The following is a 22,105-nucleotide window of genomic DNA, read 5'->3' on the forward strand; positions in this document are numbered from 1 at the left end:
GATCACCGTATGATGGCGGCCATGCATCCAGCGTTTGCCGGTCTCATCGGGGCCGGGCTCGCCCTCCTGTGCTGCCTGTTCGCCTACCTGATCCACCGCGGACGTGAGGCGTGGCGGCAGCTCGAGGCACAGCGGAACGCCGACCGGGTCTCGCCTGAGCTGCGGGAGGCGTTGACCGCCATCCGTAACGGGGCACTGCTCGTCGGGGCCGACGACGAGGTCCTCGTCGTCAACGACGTCGGAGAGGCCATGACGCTGGCCCGAGGCACGCGCGTCGGATTCCCGGCGTTGCTGGAGCGGGTCCGCAGCGTCCGCGAGGACGGGCATCCGTTCAGCGGAGTCGTGCTGCGTGAGCGGCAGCCCGGCGAGGAGAAGCTCGAGCTGTCAGTCAACGTGGTCCGGTTGAGCGACGACAAGGTGCTCGTGATCGCCGTCGACGAGTCGACGCTGCGCCGCATCGAGGCGGCCCGCCGGGACTTCGTCGCGAACATCTCCCATGAACTGAAGACCCCGATCGGCGCGATCAGCGTGCTGTCCGAGGCGGTGGAGGCCGCCCGCGACGACCCGGAGGCCGTCGAGAGGTTCGCCGGCAGGCTGCAACGGGAGACCGCGCGGCTGGCCGAGCTCACCAACCAGATCATCGACCTGTCCCGACTGCAGACCGAGGACCCCATGCTGACGCGCGAGGTCGTGGATCTCTGGGACGTCGTCGACGAGGCCGTCTCACGGTCGCGGGAGAAGGCCGCAGCCCGCCACGTGACGCTGACCGTGGCCCGCACGGCCCACCTGGCGGTCAACGGCGACCGCTGGCAGCTCGCCGACGCCGTCACCAACCTGACCGTCAACGCGATCAACTACTCCGACGAACGCGCGCGCGTCGCCGTCAGCCTCGTCGAGATGTTCGAGGACGGGCAGAGCTGGGCGGACATCAAGGTCTCCGACAACGGCATCGGCATCCGCCCCGAGGACCAGGACCGGATCTTCGAGCGGTTCTACCGCGTCGACTACGGGCGCTCCCGCGAGACGGGCGGCACCGGCCTCGGCCTGTCCATCGTCAAACACATCGCGCGGGCGCACGGCGGCAGCGTGCGCGTATGGTCACGCCCGGGACACGGGTCGACCTTCACGCTGCGGCTCCCGCTGAACCGCGCCGACCCGCACTACCGAGAACTGGAAATGGAGGGCAGCTGATGGCCCGGATCCTGATCATCGAGGACGAGGAGTCCTACCGCGAGGCGCTGAGCTTCATGCTCGGCAAGGAGGGCTTCGAGGTCGTCACAGCCTCGGACGGCACCCAGGGGATCGCGTTGTTCGACGCCCAGGGCGCCGACCTCGTGCTGCTCGACCTCATGATGCCGGGCATCTCCGGGCTTGAGGTGTGTCGCCAGCTGCGCGCCCGCAGCGGCGTGCCCATCGTGATGGTGACCGCCCGCGACGCCGAGGTCGACAAGGTCGTCGGGCTGGAGATCGGGGCCGACGACTACGTCACCAAGCCGTTCAGCCACCGGGAGCTGGTGGCCCGCATCAGGGCCGTGCTGCGGCGCGGCCAGGAGCAGGCTGTGCTGCTGCCCGATGTCGTGGAGGCCGGCGGCGTCCGCCTCGACGTGGAGCGTCACCAGGTCGTCGTGGACGGCAACGACGTTCACCTCGCCCTGCGGGAGTTCGAACTGCTGGAACTGCTGCTGCGCAACGCGGGCAGGGTCATGACCCGTGGGCAGCTGATCGACCGGATCTGGGGCAGCAACTATGTGGGCGACACCAAGACCCTCGACGTCCACGTCAAGCGGCTGCGCGCGAAGGTCGAGCAGGACCCGGCCGAGCCGCGACGGCTCGTGACGGTCCGCGGGCTCGGCTACAAGTTCGAGGCCTGAGGGGTCAGGCGGCGCCCTGGGCCGCCGACCATTCCTCGGCGAAGTCCGGGTGCTCCGAGGAGTAGACGGGGGCCTCGATGGTGGCGCTCTGCCCGTCGGCGAAAGCGACGGTGATGGTGGCGTTGCGGCCGAGGATGAGCGCCGGATCGGAGAACAAGGTGTCGGCGCCGTCCAGCGTGACGGTGGCGCCCTTGGCCAGGTCCGCGGTGTAGGCGATGCTCTGCGCCGTCCCGAACGAGCCGTCCTCGGCCTGCGGAGCGACGCTGATGCCGACCACCTCGGCGGCGGCGTCGCGCGAGGTGATGCCGCCCGCGACGATCGCGTCGCCGGCCTCGTCGGAGACGATCATGAAGTTGCGGAGCTTCAGGCCGCCGACGTCGGTCTGCGTGCCCGCCGCCGGCGGCGCCTCCTCCTGCCAGCCGCTTGCGGTGCAGGCGCTCAGCGAAACGGCGAGCGCTGCGGACGCGACGAGAGCCGTCAGACGGCTCAGGGGCTTGCTCATTTCAGGAACCTCCGGAAGCGGGGCGTGGGTGGCCACATCCTAGCCAGATCGGGGTGGCGGTGTGCGACACCGCGTCACAAAGCCAGCGCTGCCAGCGAACGACTCTGGGCGGAGGAAGTCCGGGCTGCTAGAATTGGCTGTGGAAAGGGGTCTTCTAGTATGACTTTTTCGATCGGTGAGACCGTTGTCTACCCCAATCACGGTACTGCGGTCATCGAGGACATCGAAAATCGGACCATCAAGGGTGAGGACAAGCTCTTCCTCGTTCTTCGAGTAATCGGCCAGAACGATCTTGTGATCAAGGTCCCGGCCTGCAACCTCGACCTCGTGGGTGTTCGCGACGTCGTTGACGCTGACGGGCTGGAGAGAGTCTTCTCCGTCCTCCGCGCTGAGCACACCGAGGAGCCGGCCAACTGGTCGCGTCGATTCAAGGCCAACATGGAGAAGCTCCACTCCGGCAACGTCATCAAGGTCTCCGAGGTCGTCCGCGACCTGTGGCGCCGCGATCGCGACAAGGGCCTGTCGGCCGGCGAGAAGCGGATGCTGGCGAAGGCCCGCGCCATCCTGGTCGCCGAGCTCGCGCTTGCCGAGCACGTCGAGGAGGACAAGGCAGAGATCATGCTGGACGAGGTTCTCGCCTCCTGAAGATCCCAGACACACCCGTGACATCTTCTGATGCGCCGGCCGTCGCCGTTGTGGTGGCGGCCGGTTCTGGTTCCCGGCTGGGCGCCGCCGTCCCCAAGGCGCTCGTTGAACTCGACGGCGTGACGCTGGTGCGTCGCGCCGTCGATGCGTTGACCGACGCGGGCATCGACGAGATCGTCGTGACGATCCCGGAGGGACTGGCTGGCGAGTTCGCCGTGGCTCTCGCAGGGGCCGACGGCCGGGTCGCGTCGGTCGTCGGCGGTGCCACGCGGCAGGACTCGGTCCGGCTTGGGCTCGCGGCGCTGACCGCCCCCGCCGACGCGATCGTGCTGGTCCACGACGCCGCCCGTTCGCTGGTGCCGGCCGATACCGTCCGCGGGGTCGTCGCCGCGGTCCGCGACGGGGCCGACTGCGTCATCCCCGTCATTCCCGTCGTCGACTCCGTACGTCGGGTCACCGGGCCGGGCAACGAGGTCGTCGACCGCGCCGACCTGCGCGCGGTGCAGACCCCGCAGGCCGCGCGGCTGCGCGTGCTGCGCGACGCCCACGACCTCGTGGCGCGCGACGGCGTCGACGTCACCGACGACGCGACCGTCTGCGAGTACGCCGGCCTCAGCGTCACGCTGGTGCCCGGACACCGCGACGCGCTCAAGATCACCGAACCGATCGACCTGGTGCTCGCCCGGGCGATCCTGGAACAGAGGCGGCAGTCATGATGAGGGTCGGCATCGGAACCGACGTCCACCGGCTCGAGCCGGGCGTCGAGATGTGGGTCGCGGGGCTCAACTTCCCCGACGAGACCGCCGGGCTCGCCGGCCACTCCGACGGCGACGTCGCCGCCCACGCCGCGTGTGACGCGCTGCTCAGCGCGGCAGGGCTCGGTGACCTGGGCTCCAACTACGGCACCGCCGAGCCGGAGTGGGCCGGCGCCAGCGGGGCCGCGTTCCTCGCCGAGACGGCCCGACGCGTCCGCGCGGCCGGGTTCGAGATCGGCAACGTGTCCGTGCAGGTCATCGGCAACCGACCGCGGATGTCAGGGCGCCGGAGCGAAGCCGAGGCCGCGATGTCCGAGGCGTTGGGGGCCCCCGTCAGCGTCAGCGCCACGACCACCGACGGCCTCGGGCTGACCGGCCGCGGCGAGGGCGTCGCTGCTATGGCGGTGGCCGCCGTCACACCCGTCTAGGAGCATCGTGCGCAGACTGGCTCTGATGGTCGTGGCCACGATTCTGACCGTTGTCTGGGCGCTCCCGGCGTACGCCGATGTCGTCGCCGACGAGGCGACCTACACCGTCGCGGTCGCCGCAGACGGGACCCTGGCCGTCACGCAGACGCTGACGTTCCCGGCGGCACCCGGAGAGATCGTCCAGGTTCTGCCGACATCCGCCGAGGTCGACTCCGACGGCACCCGTCGCTTCGTCATCACCGACGTCGCCGTCGAGCCTGACGCCGCGACGGTCGCCACCTCCGACGTCCCCGGCGGGATCGAGGTGCGCATCGCCTCAGACACGGCCGACCCGCTCACCCTGAGCTACACCGTCGCCGGCGCCACCTCCGCCGGCCGGGACGCGAGCGGGGACCTGACGGTCGTCGCCTGGCCGGTGCTGAGCGGACTGAGCGTCGGTGTCGGATCGGTCACGGGAACCGTCACCGGTCCGGCCGTCGCGCAGCTGATCGACTGCCAGTCCGGCCCGGTCGGCAGCGTCGGCAAGTGCGCGCTGACCAGCACGGGAACCGTCGACTCCGCCGACGCGACGTTCCAGGACGGCGCGCGCGTCGCGGGGGAGCAGGTCGTGCTCACCGTCGGCTACCCGGCGACCCACGTCGCGGTGACGGAGGATCTCGTCCACCGTTGGAGCCTCGACCGCGCGTTCACGCCGGGCTTGCCGCAGACCCTCGCGGCGCTGGCCGTGGCCCTGGTCGGCGGCGCGGCGCTGTGGCTGCTCCACCGGCGTACGGGCGTCGACGAGGCCGACGGGGCCTCGAGCGCCGTCGCCCTGTTCACTCCCGTCGGTGACGGGGAGGCCGTGCTGAGGCCCGTCGAGGGAGTACGGCCCGGACACGTCGGGACGCTGGCAGACGAGACCGTCGACCCCGTCGACATCACCGCCACCCTGATCGACCTCGCGGTGCGGGGACATCTCCGCATCGTCGAGCTGCCGCGCACCGCGCACGGCGCCACCGACTGGCGCCTCGAGCGCCGCGCCGGCGAGGACGAGACCGCAGCGTTCGAGACGCGCCTGCTGGAGGCCGTGGCCCCCGTCGGCGGATCGGCGCTCGTGTCGAAGCTGCCCGCCGCGGTGTCCGGCGCCCTGCCGGAGGTCCGCGACGCCCTGTACGACGACGTGGTGCGCCGCGGCTGGTTCGCGTCGCGCCCCGACTCGACCAGATCGACGTGGCGCCGCATCGGCGTCGCCGCGCTGGCTGTGGCGGTGCTGGCGGCCGCGTTGCTGATCGCCTTCACGAGCCTGGGCCTCCTCGCGCTGGTCCTGCTGGGGCTGGGCGCCGCGACGCTCTGGCTCGCCGACCAGATGCCACGCCGCACGGCGAAGGGGACCGCGGCGCTGTCCGGACTGCGCACGCTGGCCGGTCAGATGGCGACCGTGCCGACCCGGCAGTTGCCACGCGGCCGGGAGCTCGAGGAGGCGTCGCGCGTGCTCGGCTACGCCGTCGTGCTGGGCGGCACCGGACGATGGTTGGCGGCCCTCGTCGAGTTCGACGCCGACCAGACCCCCGACCCGACGGCCTTGGACTGGTATCACGCGCCGGACACCTGGCACCTGCGCGACCTGCCGTCGTCGCTGGCGCAGTTCATCACGACGGTGCAGGGCCTGCTGATCTCCCGTTGACCGGCACGACCGACCCGGAAGGGGGCGGCAGAGGGACGGGGAGCGGGTAGCCTTCTGGCACCTGGAAAGGACGGTGCACCATGACGAACAGGCCGATCCTGGCCGTCGTCGCGGCGGTGGCTCTCACGGTCGGCGCCTGCGGCTCGGCCGACGAGGCGGGCACCCCGACGGCCACCCGCATGACGAGCTCTGCCGCCGCTGAGGCCTCTCCCGAGGCCACCTCCGCCTCGCCCAGCGGGCAGACCGCGGCGGAAGCGAGCCCTGCGGCCAGCGAGAGCGCCGACGATACGTCCGACGACACCGAGGACTCCGCCTCCGGACTCAGCATCGACACGGTGCCCGCGACGATCGGCGACTACACGGCCTTCGCCAACGAGATCACCGGCATCAACTACAGCACCAGCGGCGACGCGTCGACGCCCATGATCTACGTCATGTCGATGGGGAGCACCGACAACTTCGACGACCTGCTGGCCGCGCTGGGGGTGGAGGCCACCCCGATCGACGACACCTCGTTCTGCGACGCGTCGGCCAGCGACCCGAGCTGCTATTTCGTCGCCGGCGACGAGGCCTTCTACGTCGGCGCCGACCCGGACATCTCCCAGGCCGACGTGGAGACCATCATCCGGGAACTGCAGGCCGCGCTCGCCTGATCGCGTCGCCGGGTCGCCGAGCACTTCGACAAGCTCAGCACAGGCCTGTCGAGGTGCCTCGAGCGGAGCGAGAGGAGAACCCTTCGCTGCGCTCAGGGCCCTTCGACAAGCTCAGGGAACCGCAGATCGGGTCGCCGAGCCTGTCGAGGTGCCTCGAGCGGAGCGACAGGAGAACCCTTCGCTGCGCTCAGGGCCCTTCGACAAGCTCAGGGAACCGCAGAAGCCCCTTCGACAGGCTCAGGGAACCGCAGATCGGGTCGCCGAGCCTGTCGAGGTGCCTCGAGCGGAGCGAGAGGAGAACCCTTCGCTGCGCTCAGGGCCCTTCGACAAGCTCAGGGAACCGAGACGGCCCTTCGACAAGCTCAGGGAACCGGAGAAGGCTCTTCGACGAGCTCAGGGAACCGCAGATCGGGTCGCCGAGCCTGTCGAGGTGCCTCGAGCGGAGCGAGAGGAGAACCCTTCGCTGCGCTCAGGGCCCTTCGACAAGCTCAGGGAACCGAGACGGCCCTTCGACGAGCTCAGGGAACCGCGACTCAGATCTCGAAGCCCGGGTACAGCGGGTGCGCGCCCACCAGGGCGGCGGCCCCGTCGAGCGAGGTCTGGCGCGCGTCGGCCGTCAGGTCGTACTTCGCCTTGCTCGGCTCGCCCTTCGCGGTGGTCGTCGGCACGGTGTGCCTCAGCACGCCCGCGATGAGGTCCGCGACGGCGTCCATGTCCGAGGTGGTGAAGCCACGCGACGTCAGGGCCGGGGTGCCGAGGCGGACGCCGGAGGTGTACCAGGCGCCGTTCGGGTCGTTCGGGACGGAGTTGCGGTTGGTGACGATGCCCGACTCCAGCAGCGCGGCCTCGGCCTGGCGGCCGGTGATGCCGAAGCTGCCGACATCCATCAGCACGATGTGGTTGTCGGTGCCGCCGGTGACGAGGTTCACGCCGCGGGTCAGCAGGCCCTCGGCGAGCGCCTTGGCGTTGTCGGCGACGTTTCGCGCATAGGTGCGGAACGCCTCGGTGCGGGCCTCGGCCAGCGCGACGGCCTTGGCGGCCATGACGTGCGACAGCGGGCCGCCGAGCACGAGCGGGCAGCCGCGGTCGACGCTGGGGGCGAACTCCTCGGTGGCCAGCACCATGCCACCGCGCGGGCCACGCAGCGACTTGTGCGTCGTCGTGGTCACGACGTGCGCGTAGGGGACCGGGTCCTCCTCGCCGGTGAGCACCTTGCCGGCGACGAGGCCAGCGAAGTGCGCCATGTCGACCATCAGCACCGCGCCGACCGAGTCGGCGATCTCGCGCATCTTCGCGAAGTTCACGCGGCGCGGGTAGGCGGAGTAGCCGGCGACGATGATCAGCGGCTTGAACTCGCGGGCCTGGGCGGCGAGCGCGTCGTAGTCGAGCAGCTGTGTCTCGGGGTCGGTGCCGTAGGAGCGCTGGTGGAACATCTTGCCGGAGACGTTCGGGCGGAAGCCGTGCGTCAGGTGACCGCCCGCGTCGAGCGACATGCCCAGCAGGCGCTGGTCACCGAAGCGGTGCCGCAGCGTCTCCCAGTCCTGCTCGCTGAGGTCCGCGACGCCCCTGACGCCGAACTCGGACAGCGCGGGGGTCTCGACGCGGTTCGCGAGGATGGCCCAGTAGGCGGTCAGGTTGGCGTCGATGCCGGAGTGCGGCTGCACGTAGGCGTACTCGGCGCCGAACAGCTCGCGGGCGTGCTCGGCGGCGACGGTCTCGACGGTGTCGACATTCTGGCAGCCCGCGTAGAAGCGGTGTCCGACGGTGCCCTCGGCGTACTTGTCGCTCAACCACGTGCCCATGGTGGCGAGCACGGGGAGGCTGGCGTAGTTCTCGGAGGCGATCAGCTTGAGGGAACCTCGCTGGTCGGTGAGCTCCTGGCGCGTGGCCTGGGCGATGCGGGGCTCCACCTCCCCGATCATTCCGAGCAGGGTCTGGTAGGCCGAAGAGATCGCTTGGAGGTCGCTCACGGTGCTCCTTGAATGAAGGCGACGGGTTACGCCAACTCTATCCCGGCGCACCCGCCGCGCGTCACTTGCTGGGGAGCCCCGCCCGCTGCTGAGACACCTCGTACAGGACCACGGAGGCGGCCACCGATGCGTTGAGCGACTCGACGGCGGACGCGATCGGGATGGACACCAGCGCGTCGCACTTCTCCCGGGTGAGGCGGGCAAGGCCCTCGTCCTCGGAGCCGACGACGATCAGCAGCGGCCCGTCGGCACCCGGGATGCCGGCGACGGGGACGTCGCCCTCGCCGGCGAGGCCGACGATCGTGAAGCCCATCTTGGAGGCCTGCTCCAGGGCGCGGTTCAGGTTCGTCGCCATCGCGACCGGCACGCGGGCCGCGGCCCCGGCCGACGTCTTCCACGCCGCGGCCGTCATGGAGGCGGAGCGGCGCGCCGGGATGACGATGCCGACCGCGCCGAACGCGCCGGCGGACCGGATGATCGCGCCCAGGTTGCGCGGGTCGGTGATGCCATCGAGGGCCACGACGATGCCGTCGGTCTGCGCGGCCTCGGCGAGGAGGTCCTGCGCGTCGGCGTACTCGTAGGCGGGCAGCTGCAGCGCCACGCCCTGGTGCACGAGCCCGCCGGTGACGCGGTCGAGCTCGCCACGGGTCACCTGCAGCAGCGGCAGGCTCTTCTCCGCGGCGTACTTGAAGATCTCCCGGAGCCGGTCGTCACGCTCGGCCCCCTCCGCGACGTAGGCCTGCTTGACCGGCAGGCCGGCCATCAGCGCCTCGTAGACGGGGTTGCGGCCGACCACCCAGTCCGCGCCGACGGCGGAGCGGCTCGGCCGTTTCGGCGAGGTCTGCTGCTTGCGCTGTGCGGCCTGCTTGGCCTTGTAGGCCTTGTGATAGGTGCGGTCCTCCGCCTTGGGCGTGGGACCGCGTCCCTCGAGGGAGCGGCGGATGCGCCCCCCCGACCCGGCGGCCTTGCTCTTTCCCTTGCTGCCAGCGCCACGACGCTGCGAGTTGCCTGCCATCTACTTCTCCAAGCTCCAGGACGCCCCGGTGGGGGTGTCGGTGATCACCAGGCCGAGCCGGGTGAGAGTGTCGCGGATCGCGTCGGCGGCCGCCCAGTCCTTCGCGGCGCGCGCCGCGGACCGCTGCTCCAGCAACGCCCCGACGAGCCCGTCGACGACGGGGACAAGGTCGGCCGAGCCACGCGGGTCTCCAGCCCATTCGGGGGCCTCCGGGTCGAGGCCGAAGACCGCCAGCATCGCGGTGACGGCATCGCTGAGGACCCCGACCTGCGCGCGGTCGGAGGCTGCGAGCGCCTGGTTGCCGGCCTTGATGGCATCGAACAGGGCCGCCGTCGCGGCGGGAGTGGCGAGGTCGTCGTCCATGGCGGCACGGAACGCCTCCCACTGAGGGGCGACGGCCTCGGTCGACTCCCAGTCATCGCCGAGGAACTCGCGCGCCCGGCCGACGAAGTTGTCGATGCGGTCGATGGCCTTCTCCGCCTCCTCGAGCGAGCCGCGGGAGGCCTCGTCGGCGGGAGAGAACTCGATCGTCGAGCGGTAGTGCGGCGAGAGCAGGAAGAAGCGCACGGCCCGCGGGTCGTAAGCCCGCGTCACCTCGGAAACCAGCGCCGTGTTGCCGAGCGACTTGCTCATCTTCTCGCCGGCCATCGTGACCCAGGCGTTGTGCAGCCAGTAGCGGGCGAAGCCGTGGCCCGCCGCCGCCGACTGGGCGAGTTCGTTCTCGTGGTGCGGGAAGCGCAGATCGATGCCGCCGCCGTGGATGTCGAAGGTGTCGCCCAGGTACTTGCCCGCCATGGCGGAGCACTCGATGTGCCAGCCCGGGCGGCCACGGCCCCAGGGGGAGGGCCACGACGCGGTGAGCGGCTCCTCGGGCTTGTGCCCCTTCCAGAGGGCGAAGTCGCGGGGGTCACGCTTGCCACGCGGGTCGGCGTCGGCGGCGGACTCCATCTCGTCGACCTTCTGGCCGCTGAGCTCCCCGTAGCGTGGCCAGCTCTTGACGTCGAAGTACACGTCGCCCGAGTGGTCGGGCGCCGGGTAGGCGTGGCCGCACTCGATGAGGACGGAGATGAGCTCGATCATCTCCGGGATGTGGCCGGTGGCGCGCGGCTCATAGGTCGGGGGCTTGCAGCCGAGCGATGCGTACGCGGCGTGCAGCTCGCGTTCGAAGTGGTAGGCGTGGGCGAACCACGGGGTGCCCAGCTCGGCGGACTTGGCGAGGATCTTGTCGTCGATGTCGGTGACGTTGGCGACGACGGTGACCTCGTTGCCCTTTGCCTCGAGCCAGCGGCGCAGGACGTCGAACACGACCTCCTTGCGGATGTGACCGAGGTGCGGGGAGGCCTGCACCGTCAACCCGCAGTGGTAGATCGACACCCGGCCCTCGTTCAGCGGGACGAAGGCGCGCACGGACCGCGTCGCAGTGTCATAGAGCTTGAGCGTCACGCAGCGGAGTCTACCGTGACAAGCGCCCCGACCCCCTGCGCGGGTGCGGAGGGGGCCGGGGCGGTCGGGAGTCGGTCAGGCGACCTTGGCGGTGGCCTTGGAGACCTTCGTCGCGGTGGTGTAGCCGGACTTCCTGCCGGTGACCTTCACCGTGATCTTCGCGCCCTTCTGGGCGGTCTTGACCGTGATGGTCTTGCTCGTGGCGCCCTTGATCTTCGAGCCGTTCGCGTACCACTGGTAGGAGTACGAGGTGCCCGAGGTCCAGGTGCCGCGGATCACCGTGAGCTTCTTCCCGACCTTCGCGGTGCCCTTGATGGTGGGGACCTTGGTGGTCAGCGAGCCCGCGGCGACGGACGAGGTGGCCTTGGAGGTCTTCGACGCGGTCGTGTAGCCGGAGAGCCTGCCGGTCACCTTGACGGTGATCTTCTTACCCTTCTGGGTGGCGGTCGGCGTGAAGCTCTTGCCGGTGGCGCCCTTGATGGCGGAGCCTCCTGCGTACCACTGGTACGTGTAGGTGGTCCCAGAGGTCCAGGTGCCGCGGATCGCGGTCAGCGTCCTGCCGACCTTGGCCGTGCCGGAGATCGTCGGTGTCTTGGTGGCGAGCGTCCCCGCCGCGACCTTGACTGCGGCCGAGGAGGCAGTTGCGGTGTCGTAGCCGTCCTTGGTGCCGGTGACCTTGACCGAGATGGACTTGCCGCTGAGGGCGGAGGTCAGGGCGAGGGCGGACCTGGTCGCGCCCTTGATGGCGCTGCTGCCGGAGAACCACTGGTACGACAGGTTCGTGCCGGCCGTCCAGGTGCCCGGCTTGGCGGTCAGAGTCGAGCCGACCTTGGCGCTGCCGGAGATCGTCGGCTTCCCGACGACCAGGGCGGAGTTGACGGTCTCGACGGTGATGCTCGCCTCATCGGAGGTGGCGGTGCCGAAGATGTTGGTCGCTACCGCGCGGACTGCCGAGCCGTTGTCGGCGGCGGTCAGAGCCAGGTTCAGTTCGTTGGACGTCGCGCCCTCGATGGGTGCCCACTCGTCGGAGCCGGCGGCCCGCTTCTCCCAGGCGATGGTCGGGGTGGGGCCACCGGTCGCGGTCACCGAGAAGGTGTGATCGATGCTCGGGACCTCGATGGAGACGTCGATGTTGGCTGTGACAGGATGCCCGGTGATGGCTGCGGGCGACTCGTCGAAGGAGACGGGGGTGAAGGTCTCGAACGGGGCGTAGGTGACGCCGCCACCTGCGTAGGTGTAGACGCCGTAGTTGCCACTGCCGACGATGGACTTCGCGTCCAGCTGCACCTCGAAGGTTCCATCGGGGTTGATCACGGCCGCGCCGCGGCTCTCGCCCCCGATCGCGTCGTAGTCTTCAGCCAAGACACCCCATTTTGTGCTGATGCCGGTGCGAGCGCTGGAGGTCGCGCCGGCGGTCGGCTGCCAGACGTCGGCGAACTTGCCGAGGACGATGTAGGAGCCGGCGAACTTGCCGGCCAGGGGCTGGCGGGTGCCGTTGGTGAGGGTGCCGTTGGGCAGGAAGCCGCTGCCGGTCACCGTGATCGTCTCGCCGTCGGCGTCCAGGCCGGTCGTCTTGGAGACTGTCACGGTCGGTGTGGTCTGCTCGGCGGTGTACCCCACGGTCAGCGGGGTGGCGACCTTGACCGAGTCGCGGGCGGCGCCGGACGAGTACCAGTAGCTCGACTGGCCGGTCTTCATGTTGAAGTCGACCAGGGACTGCGGGAAGGCGCCCCAGTAGGCGTTTGCGCGGTTCTGGGCGGTGCCGGTGCCTACTTCGACCTCGACGCCGAGGTAGTCGGGGGTGACGGTGAAGCCGGTCTCTGTCACCTCGACGCCGGTCAGGTCGGCGAGGACGACCTCGGTCGCGGGGAGGGCGCCCCAGGTGCCGCCGGACATCGAGGCTGCGTATCCGGTGGCGGTCGCGGTGAGCTGGCCGGTGCCGTCGGCCGCGACGGTCAGGACCGGGTCGCTGGCGGACCAGTAGGTCAGGCCGCCGTAGAAGACGACGCTGAAGTCGCCGTCCCAGGAGACGGTGGCGGAGCCGTCGGAGTTGATGAGGCCCTCACCCTCGCTGATCTTGACGACGTTGCCCGTCTTGGTCGACGGCTGCCACGCCACGACGTTGGTCCCGGCCCCGGTCTGGCACTTGGTCGCCCACGTCGGGGTCACCTGGGTGCCGTCGGGACCGTCCTTCAGGATCTCGACGTTGCCGACGGAGGACTGGTAGAAGCCATCGGCCTCGGTCCACGGGCGGGACGAGGTGGTGTCGCCGGCGATTCCGGCCGAAAGGAAGTTGCAGCTGCCGTCGTACGCGCCCCCACCGGTCTCCGTGCTGAGACCCCAGGTGAGGACTGCGTCGGAGACGGTGGTGGGGGTTGCGGAGTCGATGGCGTCGGCGTGGGCGGCTGGGGCGGCGACGAAGCCGCCGAAGGCCAGGGCCGTCGCGGTCGCCGCGACCAGCGCGGCGCGCGCGAGTCGGCGCGGGGCAGGGTGCGTCATACAGAGTCCTTGTCAACGTGGGAACGGAATTAGCCAACGCAAGCATGAGCTAAGGCTCGCCTAACCTAACGGTGCGACGGATGGGGGCGCCACGCGTCCGGGCCTTGTTCGCTGTCGGCGAAGGGATCGGTTCGGAGTGCGCGGGTCGGGGATGAGAATGAACCATGGCAACACCCCTGGCCGAACCGGGACCGCAGCTGCCGCTGCGGGAGCTGATGGCGACCACCGCCGTGGTGGTCTGCTTCGTCGTGATGGGCGAGCTCGACCGCCTCATCGGCGGCATCGCCGTCGGACAGTTCCAGCCGAGCATGGCGGGCGCGAACGCGCTCCGCTGTTGGGGCCCGGACTGGCCGGCTGACGATCCGCTCGCCGTCCTGCACGGCGCCGTGATCGCCGACGTCGACCTCTTGGCCTGGCGCCTGATCCTGACCTACGCGCTGATCGACTGCGTCGCCGCGGTGGCCTATGCCTTCCTGCTTCATCAGCTGCTGACGCGCAGCCGCGTGAGCGTGCCGGACCCGCCGTTCGCGGTGCTGCTGGCTCCAATCCCGTGGGTGGCGGTCGCGGCGGGCGTGCTCGATGGTCTGGAGAACCTCGCTATCGCCGTGTCCGCACGGATCGGGCCGGAGCACTGGCCTGGCGCCGTCGCCGTGGCACTCACCCTTCTCAAGTGGCTGTTCGTGGCCCGGGCGGCCCTGCCCCTGGCATACGCGCTGGGCAGTCGTGACGTGCGCCCAGCCGTCGGGCGGTGGCTGCACGCGCTGTGGGCCCAGGGGTTCTCCCTCCTGGCGGTGCTGCCGGTGGCCGTCCTGTCCCTGGTGCCCGCGCCCGGCGTGTTCGACCAGCTGCCCGATGTGCAGCGGACCTGGCTCGAGTTCTGGTCGGTCGGGCAGCTGCACGCAGTCGTCGCAATGGTGGTGCTGGCGACGCTGGCCTGGGGTCTCTTCGTGCTGGGGCGCCTCGTGACGAGCGACGCGATGGCTCGGCTGGATGGAAGCGCAGCGCCCCGGGAGAGGGTGCCGTTGTGGCTGTGGCTGATCGGCCCGGCGGTCGTCGGTGCCGCGGTGGCGGCGTCGCTGGTGGCGGGTGGCCACCCGAGGTGGGTGGCGTTCGTGGTCTTCGCTGCCATCCCGCTGGCTGTGGCGGCGTCGTCCTGGTGGCTGCGGCCCCGCCGAAGCCTCCAGCAGCCACCGCCGCGGGCAGCCGGGCCCGTCGAGGAGATGTGGTTGGTCGGCGACCTGCTGGCCCTGCTGCCGCTGTCGGTCGGCGCCGTCGGGCTCATCCGGTCGTACACGTCGGTGGTCGCGCTCCAGGGGTTCGGCTTCGCCGCGGTGGCGTCGGTGTGTGCGGCGGGTGGGGCGCTGGCCGCGTGGCGGCTCATCCCGCATCTGGTGGCGGTGAGCCCGACGACGCTCGTCGATCCTCAGGCCGGCCCAGCCCTCGGCCCGAGGGCTGGTGAGGAGTCCGCGGGTCTCCGGCTGCTGAAGTTCGCCTGGGGAGCGCTGGCGGTGAGCGTTGTCGTCCTGGCGGTCGTGGCTGTGTGGCCGGGGCAGGCGGCCGAAGTCGCGGGGGTGCTGGGCGCATTCATGGTGGCCTGGGGTGCGATCGTCGTGCTCGGCGGTTCGCTGGTGGTCATCAACGCACGGTACAAACCGCCGGAGATCTTCTGGACCCGCGCCTTCCGGCTCCGGGAGGTGCCGGTGGCCGGACTCCTCGTCGCAGTGCTGTTCGCGGGCGCGACGCTGGGTGGCGCCGAGGTGCACCCGCTGCGTGGGTCGGGGGCGACCGGCGCGGCGACCGTCGGCTGGTCGGAGGCCGCGGTCGAATGGCGGGACCGCATCGGCCGCGCTCAGGCCGCCGACGAGGAAGTGTGCCGCTTCACCGACGGAGCCGGTGCCGTGTTGCGCCCGCTGATCATGGTGGCGGCAGAGGGCGGCGGGATCAGGGCCGCCTACTGGACGGCCGCGACGATGGCGGCGATCTCGAGGGCCTCCGGCTGCGGGCTGGACGCGGTCGCGGTGGCATCGGGCGTCAGCGGCGGCTCCGTCGGCCTGTCCGTGCTGCGGGTGAGCGACGCGGACGCGGCCGTGGACGGGGTCGCGCGAATGGGCGGGGCCTCCGCTCTCGGTCAGGCGTCCATCGGGCTGCTGGTCCGCGATCCGCTGTACGCGGCCGCCGGAGTCCCGGTCGGCGCCACTGCCGAGGCGCCGTGGCGCGACAGGGCCGCGCTCATGGAGGACGCGTGGGTCGCGTCGGTCCCGGCGCTGGGCGGCGACTTCTACGCGCCGCCCACGGGAGCGCTGAGCGCCCCGCTGGTGCTCAACTCGGCTGACGCCGTGTCGGGGTGCCGGGTGCTGGTGACCCAGCTCGATGTCTCCTCCGAGGTGGAGAGCACCTGCACGGGCTCGGGTCCGACGCTGCCCGCCAGCCGCCCGATCGCGGACTACCTGTCCAGCTCGACGGACGAGGACCGTCCGCGGGACGTGTACCTCGACGGGCTCAGCGTCGCCACGGCCGCCATGGCGTCGGCACGCTTCCCGTACGTGACACCGTCGGGGGTGGTCGGGCCCTGCGGCGACGCGCCGCGGGCACAGCTGATCGACGGCGGCTATATCGCGGGGAGCGACCTCGGAACCCTGATCGACCTCGCCCCGCACCTGCTCGACACGGTCTCGCTGCCCGACGACGTCGTGCCCATCGTCGTCTATCTGCACAACGAGGTCGACGAGCTGCTGACGGGTCAGCCGGCGGAGATCAGCGAACTCGCCGTCCCGCCCGTCGGGTGGCTGAACGCCAACACCTCGCTCTCCACCACCTCGGCCTGGCTGCAGCGGGCGGCTGCCCTGTCCGAGACGGTCGGCTGGCCAAATCCGACCCACGTGTTCGTCGTCGCGCCCGACAAGGAGCCCGCCATCGCACCGCCGCTCGGCTGGCAGCTCTCCAGCGTCAGCAGGCAGTCGATGGACGACTCCATCACGGACGCGGAGGCGCAATGTGGTCTTGACGAGGAGCCGCGGGAAGGTGTCTACCGGGGGTTGGCCGCACTGCTCACGGCGCTCGGCTGCGCGGCGCGATGATGGTCGATGTCGCGTTGCCGTCGGCGGAAACCCCTCCCCACGGCGATAGTTCATGATTCAATGAACCGGTGAGCATCGACGTACAGATCTGGTCCGACATCGCCTGCCCCTGGTGTTTCATCGGCAAGCGCCGCTTCGAGAAGGCGCTCGCGCAGTTCCCACAGCGCGAGCAGGTCACCGTGACCTGGCGCAGCTTCCAGCTCGACCCGACGCTGCCCGAGCACGACGACCGCTCCGAGGTCGACTACCTCGTCGAGTCCAAGGGCATCCCGCGGGCCAGCGTCGAGCAGATGATCGGCCAGGTCGCCGAGAACGCGCTCGGCGAGGGGCTGCACTACGACTTCGACCACCTCGTCGTCGCCAACTCCCGCCGCGCGCACCGCCTGCTGCAGCTGGCCAAACACATCGATGCCGAGGATGGGGGCACGCGTGCCGCGGACCTGAAGGAGCTGCTGCTTGCCGCGCACTTCGAGAAGGCCCTCGACATCGGAAATGTCGAGGTGCTGGCCGCGCTGGCCGAGGAGGTCGGCATCGCGCCCGACGACGCCGAGGCCGCCGCCTCGTCCGACGAACTCGACCACGCCGTCGAGGCCGACATCCGGCTCGGCGCGCAGATCGGTGTCCGAGGAGTGCCCTTCTTCGTGGTCGACGGCAAGTACGGCATCTCCGGCGCGCAGCCTCCGGAGGTCTTCCTGCAGGTGCTGGAGCAGGCCCGCGCCGAGCAGACCCCCTCGCTGATCACGGTCGGCGAGTCGGGCGACGCCTGCGGCCCCGACGGCTGCTGACCGGCCTCAGCCCTTCTTGTCCTTGGCCGCGGCCTTGGCGCGCAGCGCGTTGATGTCGAAGCCCTGCATCACCGGAACGTCCGGGGCGTTTGCCTCGTCCTCCCACGGGTCGTAGGGCTTCTCGTCGTCGTCATCGTCGATGAAACCCTTGGAGGGGTCGTACTTGTCCCGGAGCTCGCCGCCGACGCGGTCCACGTCGCCCATCTTCTCGTCGGGCAGCGTCGCGAGGATCTCGTGGATGTATCCCGCCGCGGCCTCCTCGGTCGGCACCTCGCGGTGCTCTCGCTGCGACTGGTACCAGCGGTAGTCGAGCACCTCGTGGTAGAACTGCGCCGCGTCCCGCTTGCCCCGCAGGTGCGAGGGGATGCGATTGACCGCGGGCTCGAACACCTCGACCAGCCACTTGTGCGCGGCAACGGACTCCGGAGTGTGCGGGACGACCTTCGCGCGGAAGGTGTCCATGTCGTTGAGCAGGCGGCGGGCCTGGTGCTCCTCGGCGTCGAGGCCGGTCAGGCGCATCAGGCGGCGGGCGTGGTGGCCGGCGTCGACCACCTTCGGCCGCATCCGGATCGTCCCGCCGTCGGGCGACGCGTCGACATCGATCTCGGCGACGTCGAACCCGAGCGCGTTGAGCCGCCGCACACGGCCCTCGAGGCGGTACAGCTCGGACTGGTCGAATTCCTCGACCCCCGTGAGCTCCGCCCACAGCTGCTCGTAGCGGTCCTCGATGGTCTCGACGAGCCACGTCGGGTCAAGGGACGGGTCGAGGATGCCGCCCGCCTCGAGGTCGAGGAACTCACCGAACAGGTTGGTGCGGGCGTTCTGCAGGTCGTGGGCGCGCTGCCCGTCGGTCAGCTGGTCGTGCAGCTCTCCGGTCTCCGCGTCGACGAGGTACGCGGCGAACTCGCCGGCGTCGCGGCGGAACAGGATGTTCGAGAGGGAGACGTCGCCCCAGTAGAAGCCGCTCAGATGCAGCCGGGCGAAGAGGACGACCATGGCGTCGAGGAGGCGGTTCACCGTCTCGTGCTTCACGCCGGGGTAGAACAGCGACCGGTACGGCAGGGAGAAGGGGAGGTGTCGGGTCAGCAGGATGGGATCGAGGGGGTTGCCCTCCACGTCGACCCGGCCCAGCACCACGCCGACGGGCTCGACCGACGGGACGCCGAGGCGCTTGAGCTCGCCGAGGAGGCGGTATTCCTGCACCGCGACCTCCTCCAGGATCTCCTTCGCGGCGAGGAACTGGTCACCCACCTGGAGGAAGCGCACGACGTGGCGGGAGATGCCGCGGGGCAGCGCGACCAGGTGCTGCGTCGGCCAGTCCGCCAGCGGAACCTGCCAGGGCAGCCGGATCAGGTCAGCGTCAGGCCGGGCTGCGAGGAATCTGGGCACGCCCTCCAGCCTACTCGGCCGCCTCCGTCGGGCGCAGTGGGCCGGAGTCGAAGTCAGCTGACGGCGAGCGCCCGCGCCAACGCCTCGTCGACGACCGTCATCAGGTCGTCGGCGGATTCGACGCCGACGCTGAACCGCAGGAGGCCGTCGGAGATGCCGGCCTCCGCGCGCGCCTCGGGCGTCATGCCGGCGTGGGTCATGGTCGCGGGGACGCAGATCAGGGACTCGACGCCGCCCAGCGACTCGGCGAGGTGGAAGATCTGCAGGCCGTCGAGGAAGGCGGCGACGGCGGGCGCGCCGCCCGCCAGTTCAAGGCTGAAGAGCGAGCCGAACCCGGACTGTTGCCGCTTCGCGAGCCGGTGCTGCGGGTGCGACTTCAGGCCGGGCCAGTGGAGCTTCGACACGGCGGGGTGCCCGTCCAGCAGCGTCATGAGCGCCGAGGTGTTCTCGGCGTGCACGCGCAGGCGCGCGTCGAGCGTGCGCAGCCCGCGCAGCGCAAGGTAGGAGTCGAAGGCCCCGGCCGTCAGGCCCAACGCGTTGGCCCACATCCGCAGTCGCTCGTGCACCTGCGGGTCGGCGGCGATCGCCGCGCCGCCCACCACGTCGGAGTGGCCGTTGATGAACTTGGTCGTCGAGTGGACGACGATGTCGACGCCGTGCTCCAGAGGCCGCTGCAGCAGCGGCGTCAGGAAGGTGTTGTCGGCGGCCACCACCGCCCCGACGGCGTGCGCGGCCTCGGCGGTGGCGGCCAGGTCGGTGATGCGCAGCAGCGGGTTGCTCGGGGTCTCGATCCAGACAAGGTCGGCACCGCGGCCCAGGGCCTCGGCGAAGGCGGTCTCGTCGTTGAAGTCGACGAACTCCACGTCGAAGCGACCCTGCGAGGCGAGGTAGCTGAACAGGCGCCAGGTGCCGCCGTAGGAGTCGTGCTGCACGATCGCGCGACCGCCGCCCGGCACGAACGCCTCGGCGATCAGCGTCACGGCGGCGAGCCCGGTGCCCACCGCGGTGGCGCCGACGCCGCCCTCGAGGGTGGCGAGCGCGTCGGTCAGCTGGTCACGCGTCGGATTGGAGGATCGCGAGTAGTCGTACGGACCGGCGGTCGACGGGTCCGGGAACACGTAGTTGGTGCTCAGGTAGATCGGTGGGACCACCGCCCGGTAGGCGGGGTCGGCACCCATGCCAGCTCGCATCCCACGTGTCCAACGTCCCAGCTCAGCCATGCCGCCACGTTAGCCGACCTTGGCCGCGGTCGATCCGTCGTGTCCGCCTGAACGCGGACGAGGGGCCGCAGCTCGAAAGCTGCGACCCCTCGGGCGGGACGTCAGAGACGGATCAGGAGATGCGCTCTTCGGTCTTGTTGCTGAACACGTGCACCTGGTCGGCGGGGGCGGACAGGCGCACGACCTGGCCCTTCTCCGGGGCGGTGCGGGCGCCGACGCGGGCGACGAACTGCTGAGCGGTGACAACCTCGTCGTCGTGCAGGCCAGCGAGGTGACCGTACAGGTACGAGTCGGCGCCGAGCTCCTCGACGACCGCCACGTCCAGGCCGATGCCCTCGGTGGAGATCTGGAACTGCTCGGGACGGATGCCGACGGTGAGGGTCTCCTCGCCGTCCGCCTTCGCCAGGGTCTCGCGCGGGATGCGAACGACGTAGTCGCCGATCTGCACGCCGTCCTCGACGCGCTTGCCCGACATGAGGTTCATGGCGGGGGAGCCGATGAAGCCGGCGACGAACAGGTTGACCGGCGCGTCGTACAGGGCGAGCGGGGTGTCGACCTGCTGCAGGACGCCGTCCTTCATGACCGCGACGCGGTCACCCATGGTCATGGCCTCGACCTGGTCGTGGGTCACGTAGACGGTGGTGACGCCCAGGCGCTGCTGCAGAGCCGCGATCTGGGTACGGGTGGAGACACGCAGCTTGGCGTCGAGGTTCGACAGCGGCTCGTCCATGAGGAAGACCTGGGGCTGACGCACGATGGCGCGGCCCATGGCGACGCGCTGACGCTGGCCACCGGAGAGGGCCTTCGGCTTGCGGTTGAGGAAGTCCTCGAGGCCGAGCAGGTGCGCGGCCTCCTGGACGCGCTGCTGGCGCTCGGCCTTCGGCACATTCTGCATCTTGAGGGCGAAGCCCATGTTGTCCGCGACGGTCATGTGCGGGTACAGCGCGTAGTTCTGGAAGACCATCGCGATGTCGCGGTCCTTGGGCGGCAGGTCGGTGACGTCGCGGTCACCGATGAAGATGGAGCCGGAGTTGACCTCTTCGAGGCCGGCCAGCATGCGCAGCGAGGTCGACTTGCCACAGCCGGAGGGGCCGACCAGCACCATGAACTCGCCGTCCTCGATCTCGAGGTTCAGCTTGTTGACCGCGGGGCGGTCGGAGCCGGGGTAGACGCGCGAGGCGTCGCGGTAGCTAACGGTGGCCATGCCACATTCCTTTCCACGGGCAGGTACGTGCCCGACGATCCGAGTGGAGGAAGTCCTCCTCATGGAGGAGATCCGACATTGACTCTAGCGTGTCCGGCCGTCGATGCCACCGTGGGGTACTGAAGAGTGGTCATCTTCGACGCGTCACGTACGATGCAGCGCGTGAGCGAGCAGCAGAAGCCGGCCGACGGCGAGCCCGAGGATCGCGGGGACGGGGTCACCTCCGACGAGTCGACAGAGCCCGAGTGGTGGGAGTCCGACGGCATGCCGTGGAAGAAGAAGCCCGGCAAGGCTGACTACGCGTGTCTGGCGTGGTTCGGCGTCATCGCCGTCTTCTCGCTGATCCTGCTGCCGTTGCGCGCGTTCATCCCGCAGTTCCCCGACATCTTCGCGATGGTGACCGGTGGCCGGACATCGGTGGCGTTGAGTGGCGCCGTCGCATCGGTGGGGCAGATGGGGCACTGGCCGGTCGTGCTGTTCGTCGCGTCGCTGACCAGCCTCAAGTTCGACTGGGTCTACTGGTGGGCGGGCAAGCTCTGGGGTCGGGGCATGATCGAGGTCTGGGCCTCCAACTCGAAGCGCGCCGCCCGCAACTACGCGCGCGCCGAGCGCTGGGCCGAGAAGCTCGGGCCGCTTGGCTTCTTCATCGCCTACATTCCGATCCCACTGCCGCTCATGCAGGTGGTCTTCGTGCTGTCCGGCGCAGCCGGGATGAGCCTGAAGCGATTCCTGTTCTACGACTACGTGGCATCGACCATCTGGCTCGTCTTCTACTTCTGGCTCGGCTGGCGCTTCGGGGCGCCCGTCGTCGACGTGCTGGAGATCTATGCGCGCTACGCGGGCTACGTCGCCATCGCCCTTGTCGTGTTCATCATCGTCAGCACCTTCATGGCGCAGTCGAAGAAGGAGAAGGCCAGGAAGGCCGGGCGGGCCTGAACCCACCCGGCCCTCCACGGACCCACCGTCCACGGACCTACCACCTGCCC

18 protein-coding genes are annotated in these 22,105 nt (G+C 70.3%); 10 read left to right on the forward strand and 8 right to left on the reverse strand.

From position 1 onward, the window contains the following. The first annotated feature begins 21 nt into the window (after positions 1-21). Both KDB89_RS02305 and KDB89_RS02310 read left to right on the forward strand, forming a co-directional pair. Complete coding sequence (locus KDB89_RS02305; RefSeq protein ID WP_219083151.1) at positions 22-1,191, forward strand: sensor histidine kinase; 1,170 nt, start codon at positions 22-24, stop codon at positions 1,189-1,191. Beyond that, on the forward strand, positions 1,191-1,871 hold the full coding sequence (locus tag KDB89_RS02310; protein WP_219083153.1) for a response regulator: 681 nt from the start codon (positions 1,191-1,193) through the stop codon (positions 1,869-1,871). The genes KDB89_RS02305 and KDB89_RS02310 overlap by 1 nt, the downstream gene beginning before the upstream one ends. A 4-nt stretch (positions 1,872-1,875) precedes the next feature. Here the strand turns inward: KDB89_RS02310 and KDB89_RS02315 are convergent, their stop codons facing one another. Next, positions 1,876-2,373, reverse strand: a complete 498-nt coding sequence (locus tag KDB89_RS02315) for a hypothetical protein (protein WP_219083155.1) — start codon at positions 2,371-2,373, stop codon at positions 1,876-1,878. Positions 2,374-2,532: 159 nt separating this feature from the next. On the opposite strand from KDB89_RS02315, the gene KDB89_RS02320 reads away from it, so the two are divergent. The 5 genes from KDB89_RS02320 (at position 2,533) to KDB89_RS02340 (ending at position 6,517) form a co-directional block, all read left to right on the forward strand. Beyond that, the gene (locus KDB89_RS02320) at positions 2,533-3,018 is read left to right on the forward strand and encodes a CarD family transcriptional regulator (protein ID WP_219083157.1); all 486 of its coding nucleotides are present in this window, start codon (positions 2,533-2,535) and stop codon (positions 3,016-3,018) included. A gap of 17 nt (positions 3,019-3,035) precedes the next feature. Next, positions 3,036-3,734: a 2-C-methyl-D-erythritol 4-phosphate cytidylyltransferase gene (ispD, locus tag KDB89_RS02325; protein ID WP_219083159.1), complete on the forward strand. Its 699-nt coding sequence runs from the start codon at positions 3,036-3,038 to the stop codon at positions 3,732-3,734. After that, positions 3,734-4,201 (forward strand): 2-C-methyl-D-erythritol 2,4-cyclodiphosphate synthase, encoded by a 468-nt coding sequence (ispF, locus tag KDB89_RS02330; protein WP_219084168.1) that lies wholly within the window; start codon positions 3,734-3,736, stop codon positions 4,199-4,201. Before ispD ends, ispF begins: the two co-directional genes overlap by 1 nt. Before the next feature lie 7 nt (positions 4,202-4,208). Then, the gene (locus tag KDB89_RS02335) at positions 4,209-5,864 is read left to right on the forward strand and encodes a DUF2207 family protein (RefSeq protein ID WP_219083161.1); all 1,656 of its coding nucleotides are present in this window, start codon (positions 4,209-4,211) and stop codon (positions 5,862-5,864) included. An 80-nt stretch (positions 5,865-5,944) separates the two neighbouring features. Then, a complete protein-coding gene (locus tag KDB89_RS02340) occupies positions 5,945-6,517 on the forward strand; it encodes a hypothetical protein (RefSeq protein ID WP_219083163.1) in 573 nt (190 codons plus the stop codon). A gap of 533 nt (positions 6,518-7,050) precedes the next feature. Here KDB89_RS02340 and KDB89_RS02345 read toward each other — a convergent pair. From KDB89_RS02345 to KDB89_RS02360, 4 genes are all read right to left on the reverse strand, one after another. Next, on the reverse strand, positions 7,051-8,538 hold the full coding sequence (locus KDB89_RS02345) for a glycine hydroxymethyltransferase (RefSeq protein WP_219083164.1): 1,488 nt from the start codon (positions 8,536-8,538) through the stop codon (positions 7,051-7,053). Between the two features lie 10 nt (positions 8,539-8,548). Next, the gene (gene rlmB, locus KDB89_RS02350) at positions 8,549-9,502 is read right to left on the reverse strand and encodes a 23S rRNA (guanosine(2251)-2'-O)-methyltransferase RlmB (RefSeq protein WP_219083166.1); all 954 of its coding nucleotides are present in this window, start codon (positions 9,500-9,502) and stop codon (positions 8,549-8,551) included. After that, complete coding sequence (gene cysS / locus KDB89_RS02355) at positions 9,503-10,945, reverse strand: cysteine--tRNA ligase (protein WP_219083168.1); 1,443 nt, start codon at positions 10,943-10,945, stop codon at positions 9,503-9,505. Positions 10,946-11,020: 75 nt separating this feature from the next. Then, positions 11,021-13,444, reverse strand: a complete 2,424-nt coding sequence (locus tag KDB89_RS02360; protein ID WP_219083170.1) for a hypothetical protein — start codon at positions 13,442-13,444, stop codon at positions 11,021-11,023. Positions 13,445-13,608: 164 nt separating this feature from the next. Here KDB89_RS02360 and KDB89_RS02365 point away from each other — a divergent pair, with 164 nt between their 5' ends. Then, on the forward strand, positions 13,609-16,521 hold the full coding sequence (locus KDB89_RS02365) for a hypothetical protein (RefSeq protein WP_219083172.1): 2,913 nt from the start codon (positions 13,609-13,611) through the stop codon (positions 16,519-16,521). Between the two features lie 68 nt (positions 16,522-16,589). Beyond that, the gene (locus KDB89_RS02370; protein ID WP_219083174.1) at positions 16,590-17,306 is read left to right on the forward strand and encodes a DsbA family oxidoreductase; all 717 of its coding nucleotides are present in this window, start codon (positions 16,590-16,592) and stop codon (positions 17,304-17,306) included. 6 nt (positions 17,307-17,312) lie between these two features. Here KDB89_RS02370 and KDB89_RS02375 read toward each other — a convergent pair whose 3' ends face one another. The 3 genes from KDB89_RS02375 to KDB89_RS02385 form a co-directional block, all read right to left on the reverse strand. After that, positions 17,313-18,695, reverse strand: coding sequence for a DUF4032 domain-containing protein (locus KDB89_RS02375; protein WP_219083176.1), 1,383 nt, complete (start codon positions 18,693-18,695; stop codon positions 17,313-17,315). 53 nt (positions 18,696-18,748) lie between these two features. Then, on the reverse strand, positions 18,749-19,915 hold the full coding sequence (locus tag KDB89_RS02380) for a trans-sulfuration enzyme family protein (protein WP_219083178.1): 1,167 nt from the start codon (positions 19,913-19,915) through the stop codon (positions 18,749-18,751). A 112-nt stretch (positions 19,916-20,027) separates the two neighbouring features. Then, positions 20,028-21,119: an ABC transporter ATP-binding protein gene (locus KDB89_RS02385; RefSeq protein WP_219083180.1), complete on the reverse strand. Its 1,092-nt coding sequence runs from the start codon at positions 21,117-21,119 to the stop codon at positions 20,028-20,030. Between the two features lie 162 nt (positions 21,120-21,281). On the opposite strand from KDB89_RS02385, the gene KDB89_RS02390 reads away from it, so the two are divergent. Continuing rightward, the gene (locus KDB89_RS02390; RefSeq protein WP_255556122.1) at positions 21,282-22,055 is read left to right on the forward strand and encodes a DedA family protein; all 774 of its coding nucleotides are present in this window, start codon (positions 21,282-21,284) and stop codon (positions 22,053-22,055) included. The last annotated feature ends 50 nt before the right edge of the window (positions 22,056-22,105 follow it).

The organism is Tessaracoccus palaemonis (assembly GCF_019316905.1).
GTDB classification, from domain to species: Bacteria; Actinomycetota; Actinomycetes; order Propionibacteriales; family Propionibacteriaceae; genus Arachnia; species Arachnia palaemonis.

Bases quoted from the DNA above. Each gene is read 5' to 3' on its own strand.
- KDB89_RS02305 (WP_219083151.1), top strand. From the start codon at position 22: ATGCATCCAGCGTTTGCCGGTCTCATCGGGGCCGGGCTCGCCCTCCTG.
- KDB89_RS02310 (WP_219083153.1), top strand. From the start codon at position 1,191: ATGGCCCGGATCCTGATCATCGAGGACGAGGAGTCCTACCGCGAGGCG.
- KDB89_RS02315 (WP_219083155.1), bottom strand. From the start codon at position 2,373: ATGAGCAAGCCCCTGAGCCGTCTGACGGCTCTCGTCGCGTCCGCAGCG.
- KDB89_RS02320 (WP_219083157.1), top strand. From the start codon at position 2,533: ATGACTTTTTCGATCGGTGAGACCGTTGTCTACCCCAATCACGGTACT.
- ispF (WP_219084168.1), top strand. From the start codon at position 3,734: ATGAGGGTCGGCATCGGAACCGACGTCCACCGGCTCGAGCCGGGCGTC.
- KDB89_RS02340 (WP_219083163.1), top strand. From the start codon at position 5,945: ATGACGAACAGGCCGATCCTGGCCGTCGTCGCGGCGGTGGCTCTCACG.
- rlmB (WP_219083166.1), bottom strand. From the start codon at position 9,502: ATGGCAGGCAACTCGCAGCGTCGTGGCGCTGGCAGCAAGGGAAAGAGC.
- KDB89_RS02360 (WP_219083170.1), bottom strand. From the start codon at position 13,444: ATGACGCACCCTGCCCCGCGCCGACTCGCGCGCGCCGCGCTGGTCGCG.
- KDB89_RS02365 (WP_219083172.1), top strand. From the start codon at position 13,609: ATGGCAACACCCCTGGCCGAACCGGGACCGCAGCTGCCGCTGCGGGAG.
- KDB89_RS02380 (WP_219083178.1), bottom strand. From the start codon at position 19,915: ATGGCTGAGCTGGGACGTTGGACACGTGGGATGCGAGCTGGCATGGGT.
- KDB89_RS02385 (WP_219083180.1), bottom strand. From the start codon at position 21,119: ATGGCCACCGTTAGCTACCGCGACGCCTCGCGCGTCTACCCCGGCTCC.